This is a genomic window from Streptomyces sp. NPDC001933 (assembly GCF_042890955.1).
Taxonomy (GTDB): domain Bacteria; phylum Actinomycetota; class Actinomycetes; order Streptomycetales; family Streptomycetaceae; genus Streptomyces.
The window spans coordinates 149,788-163,132 of sequence record NZ_JBIASS010000012.1; the positions used below are offsets into that span (position 1 = coordinate 149,788).

Annotated in this window: 14 protein-coding genes and 1 tRNA gene; 6 read left to right on the forward strand and 9 right to left on the reverse strand. The window is 70.3% G+C overall.

Annotation, left to right across the window (positions count from 1 at the left end):
- Positions 1-36 precede the first annotated feature (36 nt).
- The gene (locus tag ACFYY7_RS27450) at positions 37-687 is read right to left on the reverse strand and encodes a hypothetical protein (protein WP_266736111.1); all 651 of its coding nucleotides are present in this window, start codon (positions 685-687) and stop codon (positions 37-39) included.
- A 47-nt stretch (positions 688-734) separates the two neighbouring features.
- Here ACFYY7_RS27450 and ACFYY7_RS27455 point away from each other — a divergent pair, with 47 nt between their 5' ends.
- The gene (locus ACFYY7_RS27455) at positions 735-923 is read left to right on the forward strand and encodes a DUF5703 family protein (protein WP_030918345.1); all 189 of its coding nucleotides are present in this window, start codon (positions 735-737) and stop codon (positions 921-923) included.
- A 66-nt stretch (positions 924-989) separates the two neighbouring features.
- Here the strand turns inward: ACFYY7_RS27455 and ACFYY7_RS27460 are convergent, their stop codons facing one another.
- The 3 genes from ACFYY7_RS27460 to ACFYY7_RS27470 all read right to left on the reverse strand — a co-directional run bounded on the left by ACFYY7_RS27460 (position 990) and on the right by ACFYY7_RS27470 (position 3,610).
- Positions 990-1,748 (reverse strand): chaplin, encoded by a 759-nt coding sequence (locus ACFYY7_RS27460; protein ID WP_388665409.1) that lies wholly within the window; start codon positions 1,746-1,748, stop codon positions 990-992.
- Between the two features lie 138 nt (positions 1,749-1,886).
- Positions 1,887-2,120 carry a chaplin ChpH gene (chpH, locus tag ACFYY7_RS27465; protein ID WP_266736113.1) on the reverse strand — a complete coding sequence of 78 codons (234 nt, stop codon included), beginning with the start codon at positions 2,118-2,120 and terminating at the stop codon, positions 1,887-1,889.
- Positions 2,121-2,284: 164 nt separating this feature from the next.
- On the reverse strand, positions 2,285-3,610 hold the full coding sequence (locus ACFYY7_RS27470) for a M20/M25/M40 family metallo-hydrolase (protein WP_388665411.1): 1,326 nt from the start codon (positions 3,608-3,610) through the stop codon (positions 2,285-2,287).
- A 185-nt stretch (positions 3,611-3,795) separates the two neighbouring features.
- Between ACFYY7_RS27470 and ACFYY7_RS27475 the strand changes: the two genes are divergently transcribed.
- Positions 3,796-3,880, forward strand: a tRNA-Leu gene (locus ACFYY7_RS27475).
- A 287-nt stretch (positions 3,881-4,167) separates the two neighbouring features.
- Positions 4,168-5,103 (forward strand): RluA family pseudouridine synthase, encoded by a 936-nt coding sequence (locus ACFYY7_RS27480; RefSeq protein ID WP_388665413.1) that lies wholly within the window; start codon positions 4,168-4,170, stop codon positions 5,101-5,103.
- Positions 5,104-5,165: 62 nt separating this feature from the next.
- Here ACFYY7_RS27480 and ACFYY7_RS27485 read toward each other — a convergent pair whose 3' ends face one another.
- Together ACFYY7_RS27485 and ACFYY7_RS27490 are read right to left on the reverse strand one after the other, a co-directional pair.
- Complete coding sequence (locus ACFYY7_RS27485; protein ID WP_388665415.1) at positions 5,166-5,795, reverse strand: MBL fold metallo-hydrolase; 630 nt, start codon at positions 5,793-5,795, stop codon at positions 5,166-5,168.
- Complete coding sequence (locus ACFYY7_RS27490; RefSeq protein WP_388665417.1) at positions 5,795-6,880, reverse strand: S-(hydroxymethyl)mycothiol dehydrogenase; 1,086 nt, start codon at positions 6,878-6,880, stop codon at positions 5,795-5,797. Before ACFYY7_RS27490 ends, ACFYY7_RS27485 begins: the two co-directional genes overlap by 1 nt.
- A 389-nt stretch (positions 6,881-7,269) precedes the next feature.
- On the opposite strand from ACFYY7_RS27490, the gene phsA reads away from it, so the two are divergent.
- Entirely contained in the window at positions 7,270-9,093 is a 1,824-nt protein-coding gene (gene phsA, locus ACFYY7_RS27495) for an O-aminophenol oxidase PhsA (protein ID WP_388665619.1), read from the forward strand.
- Positions 9,094-9,194: 101 nt separating this feature from the next.
- Here the strand turns inward: phsA and ACFYY7_RS27500 are convergent, their stop codons facing one another.
- Complete coding sequence (locus tag ACFYY7_RS27500) at positions 9,195-9,896, reverse strand: FadR/GntR family transcriptional regulator (RefSeq protein ID WP_266736119.1); 702 nt, start codon at positions 9,894-9,896, stop codon at positions 9,195-9,197.
- A 144-nt stretch (positions 9,897-10,040) separates the two neighbouring features.
- Between ACFYY7_RS27500 and ACFYY7_RS27505 the strand changes: the two genes are divergently transcribed.
- Together ACFYY7_RS27505 and ACFYY7_RS27510 are read left to right on the forward strand one after the other, a co-directional pair.
- Positions 10,041-10,550 carry a gluconokinase gene (locus tag ACFYY7_RS27505; protein ID WP_376319885.1) on the forward strand — a complete coding sequence of 170 codons (510 nt, stop codon included), beginning with the start codon at positions 10,041-10,043 and terminating at the stop codon, positions 10,548-10,550.
- Between the two features lie 11 nt (positions 10,551-10,561).
- Positions 10,562-11,959 carry a GntP family permease gene (locus tag ACFYY7_RS27510; RefSeq protein ID WP_388665420.1) on the forward strand — a complete coding sequence of 466 codons (1,398 nt, stop codon included), beginning with the start codon at positions 10,562-10,564 and terminating at the stop codon, positions 11,957-11,959.
- On the opposite strand, the gene ACFYY7_RS27515 is transcribed toward ACFYY7_RS27510, so the two are convergent.
- Together ACFYY7_RS27515 and ACFYY7_RS27520 are read right to left on the reverse strand one after the other, a co-directional pair.
- Positions 11,948-12,616: a cytochrome b/b6 domain-containing protein gene (locus tag ACFYY7_RS27515; RefSeq protein ID WP_388665621.1), complete on the reverse strand. Its 669-nt coding sequence runs from the start codon at positions 12,614-12,616 to the stop codon at positions 11,948-11,950. The genes ACFYY7_RS27510 and ACFYY7_RS27515 overlap by 12 nt on opposite strands.
- Positions 12,567-13,232, reverse strand: a complete 666-nt coding sequence (locus ACFYY7_RS27520; RefSeq protein ID WP_388665623.1) for a molybdopterin-dependent oxidoreductase — start codon at positions 13,230-13,232, stop codon at positions 12,567-12,569. The genes ACFYY7_RS27515 and ACFYY7_RS27520 overlap by 50 nt, the downstream gene beginning before the upstream one ends.
- Positions 13,233-13,345: the final 113 nt, after the last annotated feature.

Below are 13,345 nucleotides of genomic sequence, written 5' to 3' on the forward strand. Positions count from 1 at the left end.
CCGACGGATCAGCAGGCCCGCCGCCCGACGGCAGGGTCAGACGGGGTCCAGGCGGGCCGGTTCCTCGTCCGGTTCGTCCTCGTCGAAGACGGCGCTGACGTCGAAGCGGCAGACCACCAGTTGTGGATCCGCGTCGTCGAAGGGCGCACCGAGCCACTCCCCCGCCTCGGGGAGCTCCTCGGCAGCCGTGACCCAGAGCGTGGAGTCCCCCTCCTCCAGCCCGAACTCCGTGTGCCGGGAGGCGATCTCGTCGGGTTCGTACTCCCCGAAGAGCACGCCGAGCGCCGCGTGGACGCTGGAGCCGACCACCGCGGCACTCCCGCTGCGCTCGTCCTGGTCGAGGTCGGCGATCCGCTGCGCCTGTGCGAGCAGCCTCGGCGGCTCCACCACCGCGTAGTCGCGCCGGATCAGCACACTGAGTGCGTTCGGCTCCTCGGGGCCGGTGTACGGAGGCAGCGAATCCTCCGCACCCGGGATCTCGAAAGGAGTGACTTCGTCGTACCGGTCGTAGAGCAACTCGTCGTAGAACTCGGCGGCAGCGGCCAGTGCGTTGAACGCGTCATAGACGGCCACGTCGTCGTCCCCGGTCCGGCGTTCGACGGCCGCGAGGTGGTGGTCGAGCGCGGCTTTGACCGCCTCGGCGGCGGCGCGTACCTCGGCAGCAGTGGGCTGCGCAGCATCAGACATAGTGCAGACGCTATCCGTACACGGGCTCTGCCCGCACAATAGATGCGATGCCGGAATACGAATTTGTCGATGTGTACGTGCCGCGCGGGGTTTCCCGGAAGGAGACAGCCCGCCTGCTGACCGACCATGCCGAGTACGGTCACTGGGAGTTGGACCGGCTGACGCTGCGTCGCGACGGCAGCCGAAGGGTGCGCCTGCGGCGGCGGATCATCCGCCAGCTCCGGGCCACCTGGTAAGCCGGAGCGGGCCCGGCATCCGCGGGGCCCGCTCCTTTCGTTCTGCTCGCTCGCCGTCCCGGTCCGTTACGCGGACGTCCGGGCGCGGCGGTAGAGCACCGTGCCCGCACCTGCCAGCAGCAGGCCCGCACTCGCCGGGATCAGCAGGTCGAGCCCGCCCGATCCGGTGTGTGCGAGCTGCGCGACGTTTGCGACGTTCCGGGTCCCGGGCGCGTTCGGCACGGTCCGCGGTCCGGGAGCCGGAGGTTCGGTGACCGGGGTGACCGGGGGCGGGGTGCCGATGGGCGGCGTGACGGCGTCCGGGCCGTTCTCGCAGTCGTTGCCGAGGGTGGGGTTGAGCAGACCGCCGATGGTGATGCTGTTCCCGCAGGCGTTCACGGGGATGTCGATGGGCGCCTGGATGTTGTTGCCGGACAGCACCCCCGGCGAGCCCGTCGTGACGCCCTGGGCCGTCGCCCCTCCCTTGGCCGTCGGCGCGACGCCGATCGGGGCCCGGTGCTTGCCCGTGCCGGGCCGACTCGCCTGGGCGAGGTCGCCGGAGACGCGGCTGCCGGAGACGTGCCTGCCCTGGGAGTCGTCCTGCGAACCGTTTCCGCAGGTGTTTCCGAACGCCGGGTTGAGCAGTGCCACGACGTCCACGGAGTTGCCGCACACGTTGACCGGTACATGGACCGGGATCTGTACCGAATTCCCAGACAGCACCCCCGGGGAATTCGTCGCTTCGCCGGACGCTCCCGCGTCCGCGTGCGCGTAACCGCCACTCAGCGCGAGCGCCCCGCCCGCCGCCGCCATGGTGATCAGGCCTTTGCGCGTGACCTGTCGCATAGATTGTTTCCTGCCTTCTACCTTCCGGAAAACCCCCGGACTCGTTCGTGCGGGGGCGGAGTACCCAGCGGCCCCGGAGTGCATGGTGTGCACTCCGGGGCCGACCGGATTCAAACCCTTACGGGTTGACGCACGACGTCAGGCGTTGACGCAGGTGTTGCCAAAGGCGGGGTTCAGCAGCCCGATCACGGAGATCGTGTTGCCGCACACGTTCACCGGCACGTGGACGGGCACCTGGATGTTGTTGCCCGAGATCACGCCGGGGCTGCCGACTGCGGCGCCCTGGGCACCGGAGTCCGCGACGGCCATGCCCGCACCAGCGAGCACCAGACCACCAGTGACAGCCGCAGCAGCGACGACCTTCTTGATCATTATTCCTCCTAGTTGGCAATGCGGTCCCAGCCGCGGACCGCATCACCTGTAACGAGGAAGAGGTAATCGGGCTACGAGCGTGCACCCCCTTTCACCCGTTCCGGTCAAATACGCACACGCTGGCGATTGTTGGTGCGGGAAGTCGGCGAAACACCGGCAAGGCGTCAGCAGTTGTCGATGAAACGGTCGAGCACCCGCACGCCGAACTTCAGACCGTCCACCGGCACGCGCTCGTCAACACCGTGGAACATGCCCGCGAAGTCGAGCTCCGGGGGCAGCTTCAGCGGGGCGAATCCGAAGCAGCGGATGCCCAGGTCGTCGAAGGACTTGGCGTCGGTGCCGCCGGAGAGCATGTACGGCACGGCACGGGCGATCGGGTCCTCCGCCTTCAGGGCGACCTGCATCGCGTCGACGAGCGAGCCGTCGAAGCTGGTCTCCAGCGCCTTGTCGCCGTGCACGTCCTCGCGCTTCACGCGCGGGCCGAGGATCCGGTCCAGATCGGCCAGGAACTCCTCCTCGTAACCGGGCAGGAACCGGCCGTCGACATGGGCGATGGCCTGGCCGGGGATGACGTTCACCTTGTAGCCGGCACCCAGCATGGTGGGGGCCGCGGAGTTGCGGAGCGTGGCGCCGACCATCTTGGCGATGCCGCCCAGCTTGGCGAGCGTGGCCTCCATGTCCTCCGGGTCGAGCGGGGTGCCGAGCGCGTCGGACAGCTCGTCGAGGAAGGACCGCACGGTCTTGGTCACCCGGACCGGCCACTTGTGCCGCCCGAGCCGTCCGACCGCCTCGCAGAGCTCGGTGATCGCGTTGTCGTCGTTGGTCATCGAGCCGTGGCCGGCGGTGCCGTCCACGGTGAGCCGCATCCAGTGCATGCCCTTCTGGGCCGTCTCGACGAGGTAGAGCCGCAGCTTCTCGTTCACCGTGAAGGAGAAGCCGCCGACCTCGCCGATCGCCTCGGTGACCCCCTCGAAGAGGCCGGGGTGCTTGTCCACGAGGTACCGCGCGCCGTACGTGCCGCCCGCCTCCTCGTCCGCGACGAAGGCCAGCACGATGTCGCGCGGGGGCTTGCGGCCGCTGCGCATCCGGTCGCGGACGACCGCGAGGGTCATCGCGTCCATGTCCTTCATGTCGACCGCGCCCCGGCCCCACACGCAGCCGTCCGCGACCTCGCCGGAGAACGGGTGGTGGGTCCAGTCGTGGGCATTGGCCGGAACCACGTCGGTGTGACCGTGGATGAGCAGCGCGGGCCTGGAAGGGTCCTCGCCCTCGATCCGGGCCACGGTCGAGGCGCGGCCCTTGTGGGACTCGAAGATCTGGGGCTCCAGCCCGACCTCGGCGAGCTTCTCCGCGACGTACTCGGCCGCGCCCCGCTCCCCCGGTCCCGAATGGTCTCCGTAGTTGCTGGTGTCGATCTGGATCAGCTCACGACAGAGGTCCACGACCTCGTCCTCGCCGGAGCCGGTCCGAGCCGTGCTGGTCTCGCTCACGCTGCTTCCTTCCACCGTCGCTGTGGTGCTCCCCCTCATCCTCCCGCGCCCGGCCCGCACGCCCAAGGGCACCCGCCCCTCGTCATGCGCCCTTCACACGGTCCCAGGGCGTGATCGAGCACCCCCGAATGTTTGCTATTGTTTTCCACGTCGGAACGGGCGGGAGCCCGCGAGACAGACACCTAGTCCGGGTGGCGGAATGGCAGACGCGCTAGCTTGAGGTGCTAGTGCCCTTTATCGGGCGTGGGGGTTCAAGTCCCCCCTCGGACACAATGCGAAAGAGCCGATCAGGAGCAATCCTGATCGGCTCTTTCGCGTTGTGTGGCCGACGCCCCGCTGGACCCGCTCATGTGTACCGGCCGCATCCCGAACCGGTGCTGGGTGCGCTGTACGGCCGGCTCGACGGGGCCGAGCTCATCGGCTGCGGTCCGGAGAAGGTGACGCTGCCGGGCGCCTGAGGGCGCCGGCCCGGTGACCGGCGATAATGTGCGGACATCCCGGGCTACGGAGCGAGGAGCCGGCACCATGAGCACCGCCGTAGTGGTCGGCGTTCCCCGATGAGGGGGCGTGCGAAGCCCCCGGCGGCGCCGCTGCCGCAGCGGGACGGGATCGATCCGGTCCGGCTGCGGCTCCCGGAGGATCCGGACGGGGCGTGGCCGACGGTGCGTGATCACCTGCTGGCGCGGTTCTCGGACGCGATCGGGGTGCGGCGGGTGGACGCCATGTTCGCCGAGGGCCGGTTCGTCTCGGTGCGGGGACCGGTGTCCGCCGACGAGCCGTACGAGACGGGCCGGTACATCTGGTTCCACCGGGATTTCGCGCCGGAGGAACCGGTGCCGTTCCCGGTCGGGGTCGTCCACCGCGACGAGCATCTCGTCGTCGCCGACAAGCCGCACTTCCTGGCGACGACGCCGCGCGGCCGGCACATCACCGAGACCGCGGTGGCCCGGCTGCGCCGCGAACTGGACCTGCCCTCGCTCCAGCCGGCGCACCGGCTGGACCGGCTGACCGCGGGTCTCGTGCTGTTCGTCGTACGGCCCGGGGAGCGGGGCGCGTACCAGACGATGTTCCGGGACCGTCTGGTGCGCAAGGAGTACGAGGCGGTGGCGCCGTACGACCCCGAGCGGGCCTTCCCCCGCACCGTGCGCAGCCGGATCGTGAAGGAGCGCGGGGTCATCGCCGCCCGCGAGGAGCCGGGTGAGCCGAACAGCGAGAGCCGGATCGAGCTGCTGGAGCACCGGGCGGGTCTTGGCCGCTACCGGCTGCTGCCCGCCACCGGGCGGACCCATCAGCTGCGGGTCCATATGAACAGCCTGGGGCTGCCGATCGTCCACGACCCGGTCTATCCGGTGGTCGAGGCGGAAGGGGCACCGGACGACTTCGCGCATCCGCTCCAACTCCTGGCCCGGGTGCTGGAGTTCACCGATCCGGTCACGGGCGAACCGCGCCGCTTCGAGAGCGGGCTGCGGCTCTCCGCGTGGCCGGACCGGTGAGCGTGCGCGATTTCTCGGTGGCCGCGGTTGTCAGTGACCGCGGTTCTCGATGACCGCGGTCCTCAGTGGCCGCGGGCGATCCACTCGTCCAGCTGCGGGGCCTCCGCGCCGATGGTGGTGGACTCGCCGTGTCCGGTACGGACGGTGGTCTCCGGCGGGAGGGTGAGCAGCCGGTCCCTGATCGACTCGACGATGGTCGGGAAGTGGGAGAAGGACCGTCCGGTGGCTCCGGGCCCGCCCTGGAAGAGCGTGTCCCCGGTGAAGACGGTGGACAGCCCGGGGGCGTGGAGGCAGACGGCGCCCGGGGCGTGACCGGGGGTGTGCAGGACCTTGAGCACCGTTCCGGCGATCTCCAGCTCCTGGCCGTCGGCCAGTTCGCCGTCCGGGAGGCGGTCCGGATGGGTCTGCTTCCACAGCGGCAGGTCGTCGGGGTGCAGCAGGACCGGCGCTCCGGTCGCTTCGGCGAGGGCCGGGGCGGCGTCGATGTGGTCGTTGTGCGCGTGCGTGCAGACGATGGCGCGCAGCGTACGGCCGTTCAGCGCGGCCTCGATGGCAGCGGCGTCATGGGCGGCGTCGATGACGATCGCCTCGGTGTCGTCGCCGACGATCCAGACATTGTTGTCGACGTCCCACTCCCCGCCGTCGAGGGCGAAGGTGCCGGAGGTGACGAGGTGGTCGATGCGGGCGGCCATCAGAAGACCACCACCGAGCGCAGCACGTCGCCGTCGTGCATCCGGGCGAATGCCTGCTCGACGTCGCCGAGTCCGATGGTCTCGGTGACGAACGCGCCGAGGTCGATCCGGCCCTGCTGGTGCAGGTCGATGAGCATCGGGAAGTCGCGCGAGGGCAGGCAGTCGCCGTACCAGGAGGACTTGAGCGAGCCGCCGCGCCCGAAGACGTCGATCAGCGGCAGCTCCAGCTGCATCTCCGGCGTGGGGACGCCGACCAGGACCACGGTGCCGGCGAGGTCGCGGGCGTAGAAGGCCTGCTTGTACGTCTCCGGGCGGCCGACCGCCTCGATGACGACGTCCGCGCCGTTGCCGCCGGTCAGCGAGCGGATCGCCTCGACCGGGTCGGTGGAGCGGGAGTTGACGGTGTGCGTGGCGCCCATCGTCTTCGCCGTCTCCAGCTTGCGGTCGTCGATGTCCACGGCGATGATCTTCGCCGCGCCGGCCAGCCGGGCGCCGGCGATCGCCGCGTCACCGACACCGCCGCAGCCGATGACGGCGACCGAGTCGCCGCGGCCGACCTGTCCGGTGTTGATGGCGGCTCCGATGCCCGCCATCACGCCGCAGCCGAGCAGACCGGCGACGGCCGGGGAGACCTCCGGGTCGACCTTGGTGCACTGACCGGCGGCGACCAGGGTCTTCTCGGCGAACGCGCCGATGCCGAGGGCCGGCGACAGCTCCGTACCGTCGAGCAGGGTCATCTTCTGCTTCGCGTTGTGGGTGTCGAAGCAGTACCAGGGGCGGCCGCGCAGACAGGCGCGGCACTGGCCGCACACGGCACGCCAGTTGAGGATGACGAAGTCGCCGGGGGCGACGTCCGTGACGCCCTCGCCGACGGACTCCACCACGCCCGCGGCCTCGTGGCCGAGCAGGAAGGGGAAGTCGTCGTTGATTGCGCCCTGCTTGTAGTGGAGGTCGGTGTGGCAGACGCCGCACGCCTGGATCTTCACCACGGCCTCGCCGGGGCCCGGGTCCGGGATCACGATCGTCTCGATCCGTACCGGCTCGTTCTTCCCCGGTGCGATGACCCCTTGCACCTGCTGCGACATACCGTGGTCTCCCTGTTTCCGTCTCTTTGCGAAGATCGATCGCGAACAACCGTACGCCCCGCGAGGGTGTCACGGCGGCGCGCCGCGTTGGCGGGAAACGACTGCCGACCGCCCTGCGGGCCGTACCGGTTTCGGTCAGATTACGCATATCACTGAACTGGCGTGCTTTCCGGGCGGTCCTTCGATACACAGGGGCCGCCGAATCAGTACCTGCGGGGGCAGGGGTCGTGCGGTCCACCAGCAGTGGAATCACTGATCATGGGGGAAGTACCTTGACGGAAATCGCCGAATTCGCCGAACTCGCCGAGCTCGCCGAGATCACTGAGAAGACGGGGCAGACAGGCCGGCGCACCGACGGACCGGGACGGGTTTCCGGAGCGGCGGCGCCCGTGGCGCCGGTCGGCGGACTCGTGCCGTACACCGACGCGTTGCCCGTCCCGCCGGTGCTGCGCCCGCAGACCGGTGACGTGCTCCGCGAGACGGAGATCGCCCTGTCGCCCACCTGGGTGCGGCTGCACTCGCAGCTGCCGCCGACCCTGATGTGGGGGTACAACGGCACGGTGCCGGGACCGACCATCGAGGTGCGGCGCGGGGAGCGGGTCAGGATCGCCTGGACCAACCGCATCCCCAAGGGCAGCGAGTACCCGGTCACGGCGGTGGAGGTCGGCCCGGTCAAGCAGGGCGAACCGGCGCCGCACAACCGGCCCGGACGCGACGGCGTCGAGCCGAACCCGGATGTCGCCGCGCTGCCCGCCTGGACCGTGACGCATCTGCACGGCGCGCAGACCGGCGGCGGCAACGACGGCTGGGCGGACAACGCGGTCGGCTTCGGCGACGCGCAGCTCTCGGAGTACCCGAACGACCACCAGGCCGCCCAGTGGTGGTACCACGACCATGCCATGAACATCACCCGGTGGAACGTGTACGCCGGGCTCGTCGGCACCTATCTGATCAGGGACGACGAGGAGGACGCGCTCGGTCTGCCGTCCGGCGACCGGGAGTTGCCGCTGATCCTGGCCGACCGCAATCTGGACACCGACGAGGACGGCCGGCTCAACGGGCGGCTGCTGCACAAGACGACGGTGCTCGTGGAGGCCGATCCGGAGACCGGGAAGCCGGTGTCGCTGCCGTTCTTCGGTCCGTACACGACGGTCAACGGCCGGATCTGGCCCCATCTGGACGTGGACGACGCGTGGTACCGCTTCCGGCTGGTCAACGCGTCCAACGCGCGGATCTACGACCTGGTGCTGGTCGACGAGGACAACAACCCGGTCCCGGGCGTGATCCGGCAGATCGGCAGTGACGGCGGGCTGTTGCCGCGCCCGGTGCCGGTCGACTTCGACGAGGTGCTGCCGCAGCTGACGATCGCCCCGGCCGAGCGGATGGATCTGCTGATCGACTTCTCGGCGCTGGCCGGCCGCCGGGTCCGGCTGGTCAACCGGGGCAGGCTCGCGCCGGGGGTGCCGGACCCGGCCACGAACGTGCCGTACCCGCAGGTGATGGAGTTCCGGGTACGGGAGACGGGGCAGCGGGACGGTTTCGAGCTGCCCGAGGTGCTGTCCGGTTCCTTCCGGCGGTACGAGCACGGCCAGGTGGAACACGGGCACCGGCTCGTGGTGCTGACGGTGCCCGGCACGGTCGGCGGCGGCGGTCACCCGGAGATCTGGGAGATGGCGGAGGTCGAGGACGCCGCCGAGGTGCAGGTGCCCTCGGACGGTGTCATCCAGGTCCGGGGCGAGGACGGCACGGTGCGTACGTACCGCAGGATCGCGCGGACCTTCAACGACGGGCTCGGCTTCACGGTGGGCGAAGGCGCCTTCGAGCAGTGGTCGTTCCTCAACCTGGGCGGTCCGACGCATCCCATGCACATCCATCTGGCGGACTTCCAGGTGATGGGCCGGGAGGCGTACGAGCTCGACGGCTTCGACCCGGCGCTCGGCGGAACCCGCTCCCCCGTGGCGTTCGACCATGGCACCGCGATCCCGACTGCACCGAACGAGCAGGGCTGGAAGGACGTCTTCCGGGTGCCTGCCGGGCAGTTGGTGAAGGTGCTCGGGAAGTTCGACGGGGCGTACGGGCGGTTCATGTACCACTGCCATCTGCTGGAGCACGAGGACATGGGCATGATGCGGCCGTTCGTCGTGATGCCGCCCGAGGCGGTGAAGTTCGACCACGGCGCCGGGCACGGCGGCCACCACGGACACAGCGGCTGACCACGCGTACCGGCTGAACCGGCGGCCCCCGCGGAATCGCTCCGCGGGGGCCGCCGTGTGCCCGGGGACGCGGGGCCGCCGTGCGTCCGGGGAGCCGTGGCTCAGGGGGCGAGTACGTCCAGCTCGTGCAGGGCGCCCACCGCGATCTCCTTCGTGAGCCGCTCCGCCTCCACGGCGTCGCCCTCGCGCACCGCCTCGGCGAGCCGGACGTGGAGGGTGACCGCGGCCGGGTCGGGGTCCTCGAACATCACCTGGTGATGGGTGCGGCCCGCCAGGACCTCGGCGACGACGTCGCCGAGTCGCGCGAACATCTCGTTGCCGGAGGCGTTGAGCACGATCCGGTGGAACGCGATGTCGTGCTCCAGATAGCCCTCCAACTGCTGGCCGCGCGAGGTGGCGACCATGCCGAGCGCGCACTCGGTGAGGGCCGCGCACTGCTCCGGGGTGGCGTTGCGGGCGGCGAGGCCGGCCGCGACCGGTTCGATCGCCGAACGCAGCACGGTCAGGGAACGCAGCTGGCGCGGGCGGTCGGCACCGGCCAGCCGCCACCGGATGACCTGCGGATCGTAGACGTTCCACGCCTCGGTCGGCCGCACCGTCACGCCGACCCGGCGCCGGGACTCGACCAGGTGCATGGACTCCAGGACGCGGATCACTTCCCGTACGACGGTGCGCGAGACGTCGAAGCGCTGGGCCAGCTCGTCGGTGCGCAGCACCTGTCCCGGCGGGTGCACCCCGGCGGCGATCTCCAGACCCAGGGTGTCCAGCACATGTGTATGCAGCCCGGCGCCCTGTGTGGTCATGAGCACAGCCTACGGGGCGCCCCTCAGGAACAAAAAGTACGACGTTTACGTCACAGAATCTTGAATAAGTCGTACGTATGGGTTTCAGTAGCGCGACGGACCGATGTCGAGGAAGACGTCGAACAAGACTGCGAGGCACCACCAATGAGCACCCCCCACGTCGTCGTGGTGATGGGCGTAGCAGGGACCGGCAAGACCACGATCGGCCCCCTGCTCGCCGCCGGACTCGGCGTTCCGTACGCAGAGGGCGATGACTTCCATCCCGCGGCGAACATCGCCAAGATGTCGGCCGGCATCCCGCTGGACGACTCCGACCGATGGCCCTGGCTCGACGCGATCGGCCAGTGGGCGCACAGCCGGGCCGGGCTCGGCGGAGTGGTGAGCAGCTCGGCGCTCAAGCGGGCCTACCGCGACCGGCTGCGCGCCGAGGCCCCCGGTGCGGTCTTCCTCCACCTGACCGGCGACCGGGCTCTGATCGAGCAGCGCATGGCGGAGCGCAAGGGGCACTTCATGCCCACCGCGCTGCTCGACTCGCAGTTCGCCACCCTGCAGCCGCTGCAGGAGGACGAGGCCGGTGTCTCGGTCGACGTGTCCGGCACCCCTGAAGAAATCACCGAACGAGCCGTCGCCGCGTTGCGCCGGCTCGATAGCTAAGGATCACCACCGTGACCAGTCTCAGCGTCGAGATGTTGGCAGCGGACGCCGTCGAACCGATCACTTCGGCAGGCAACGCGCAGCTGGGCGTCGCCGTTCTGGCGGGCATCGCCGTCATCGTTCTGCTCATCACCAAGTTCAAGATGCATGCGTTCCTCGCGCTGACCATCGGCTCGCTGGCACTCGGCTCGTTCGCCGGTGCCGCTCCGGCCAAGACGATCGCCAGCTTCACCGCCGGCCTCGGCTCGACCGTCGCGGGCGTCGGTGTGCTGATCGCACTCGGCGCGATCCTGGGCAAGCTGCTGGCCGACTCCGGCGGCGCCGACCAGATCGTCGACACCATCCTGGCCAAGGCGAGCAGGCGCTCCATGCCGTGGGCGATGGTCCTGATCGCCTCGATCATCGGTCTGCCGCTCTTCTTCGAGGTCGGCATCGTGCTGCTGATCCCGGTGGTGCTGCTCGTCGCCAAGCGCGGCAACTTCTCCCTGATGCGGATCGGTATCCCGGCGCTGGCCGGCCTCTCCGTGATGCACGGCCTGATCCCGCCGCACCCCGGCCCGCTGGTGGCGATCGACGCCCTCGGCGCCAACCTCGGGGTCACGCTGGCGCTGGGTGTGCTGGTCGCGATCCCGACCGTGATCATCGCCGGGCCGGTCTTCTCCCGCTACGCCGCGCGCTGGGTGGACATCAAGGCTCCGGAGAAGATGATTCCGCAGCGTCCTTCGGAGGACCTGGACCGTCGTCCCAGCTTCGGCGCCACTCTGGCGACGATCCTGCTGCCGGTCGTACTGATGCTGGTCAAGGCCCTGGTCGACATCGTGGTGGACGACCCCGAGCAGGGCCTGCAGAAGGTCACCGATGTGATCGGCTCGCCGCTGATCGCGCTGCTCGCGGCCGTCATAGTCGGCATGTTCACGCTGGGCCGGGCGGCCGGGTTCTCCAAGGGCCGGCTCTCCACCACCGTCGAGAAGTCCCTGGCCCCGATCGCCGGTGTGCTGCTGATCGTGGGCGCGGGCGGCGGTTTCAAGCAGACCCTGATCGACGCCGGTGTGGGCCAGATGATCCTGGACTTCTCCGAGGACTGGTCGATACCGGCGCTGCTGCTGGGCTGGCTGATCGCCGTCGCGATCCGGCTGGCGACCGGTTCGGCGACCGTGGCCACCATCTCGGCGGCCGGTCTGGTCGCCCCGCTGGCCGCCGACATGTCGACGTCCCACGCCGCCCTGCTGGTCCTCGCCGTCGGCGCGGGCTCGCTCTTCTTCAGCCATGTCAATGACGCCGGATTCTGGCTGGTGAAGGAATACTTCGGCATGGACGTCGGACAGACGGTGAAGACCTGGTCGGTGATGGAGACGATCATCTCCGTGGTCTCGCTGGCCTTCATCCTGCTGCTGTCGCTAGTCCTCTAGCGCGCGGCCGCCCGCACGGTCCTCCCCCCACAGCGCATGCTGTGACCGTGCCCAATGGCGCTCGACCGACCCGGTGCGCATGCCACGGCGTGCCTCCGGGTCGGCGAGCGCCATTGCCATGTGTCCGGCCAGCACGATGCCGACCGCGAGCGCCAGCCAGTCGTGGACGAAGGTCGCGCCGGTGCGCCACGGCAGAGGGGCGAGGCCGGTGAACCACATCAGTACGCCGGTGCCGGCCATCACCAGCGTCGCGCCCGCGATCCATGCCGCGTACAGCTTCTGTCCGGCGTTGAACTTCCCGGCCGGCCGGGATTCCGGCCGGTGATCGCGGCGGCGCACCGCCCGCAGCCACTGCCGGTCGTGCGGCCCGAAGCGGTTGAGCCGGGACAGGTCGGCCCGCAGAGCCCGGGACAGCAGGCCGGCCAGGACGGGCACCGGGGTCAGCACCCCGGACCACTCGTGCACGGTGACCACGAGACGGCGGCGGCCGACGAGCTCGGCGAGCTGGGGCACGTACAGACAGGCCGCGCCCGCCACGCACACCAGCATCAGCGCCGCCGTGGTCCGGTGCACCCAGCGCTCCGCACGGGTGAAGCGCTGGACGCGGTCAGACGGTGGGGGCGTCGTCGCGGCCGTTGGACCGGCCGACCCAGGCATCGACGTCATAGCCGAGCTCCTCCCAGTAGCCGGGTCGCACGGAGTCGGTGACGGTGATCCCGGAGAGCCATTTCGCCGACTTGTAGAAGTACATCGGGGCCACGTAGAGCCGGACCGGCCCGCCGTGCGCGTGGGTCAGCGGGCTGTCCCGCAGGCGCAGCGCGACCAGTACGTCGGCGCGGCGGGCCTGGGCGAGGGTGAGGCTCTCGCTGTAGGCGCCGTCGAAGCAGGTGAAGCGGACGGCCTTCGCCCCGGGCCGTACCCCCGCCGCGTCCAGCAGCGCGGAGAGCCGGACCCCTTCGAAGGGCGTCCCGGGCACCCGCCAGCCGGTGACGCACTGGACGTCACGGACCATGCGGGTCTGCGGCAGGGCCTTCAGGCCGTCCAGGGTGTACGTGGCCGGGCGGTCGACCAGACCGTCCACGGTCAGCCGGTAGTCGTCCGCGCTCTTCTCCGGCACGGAGGAGGTGACGGAGTAGTAGCGGAAGCCGCCGCCGTTGGGCAGCAGCCCGGTCAGGCCGGTGGGGTCCTTGTCAGCGACCGCGCCGAGACCGGATTCCAGCGTGCGTTGCAGCGCGGGCGCCGCTACGACTCCGGCGGCGCCCAGGCCGAGCATGGCCAGGACCAGACGGCGGCCCACGGGGGCGCCTTCGGCGTCGGGAGGGCGACTGTTCACCCGGCCATTCGACCAGTTGCGGCCGCCGGTCGCCAGAGGCGGGGTGCCGCCCG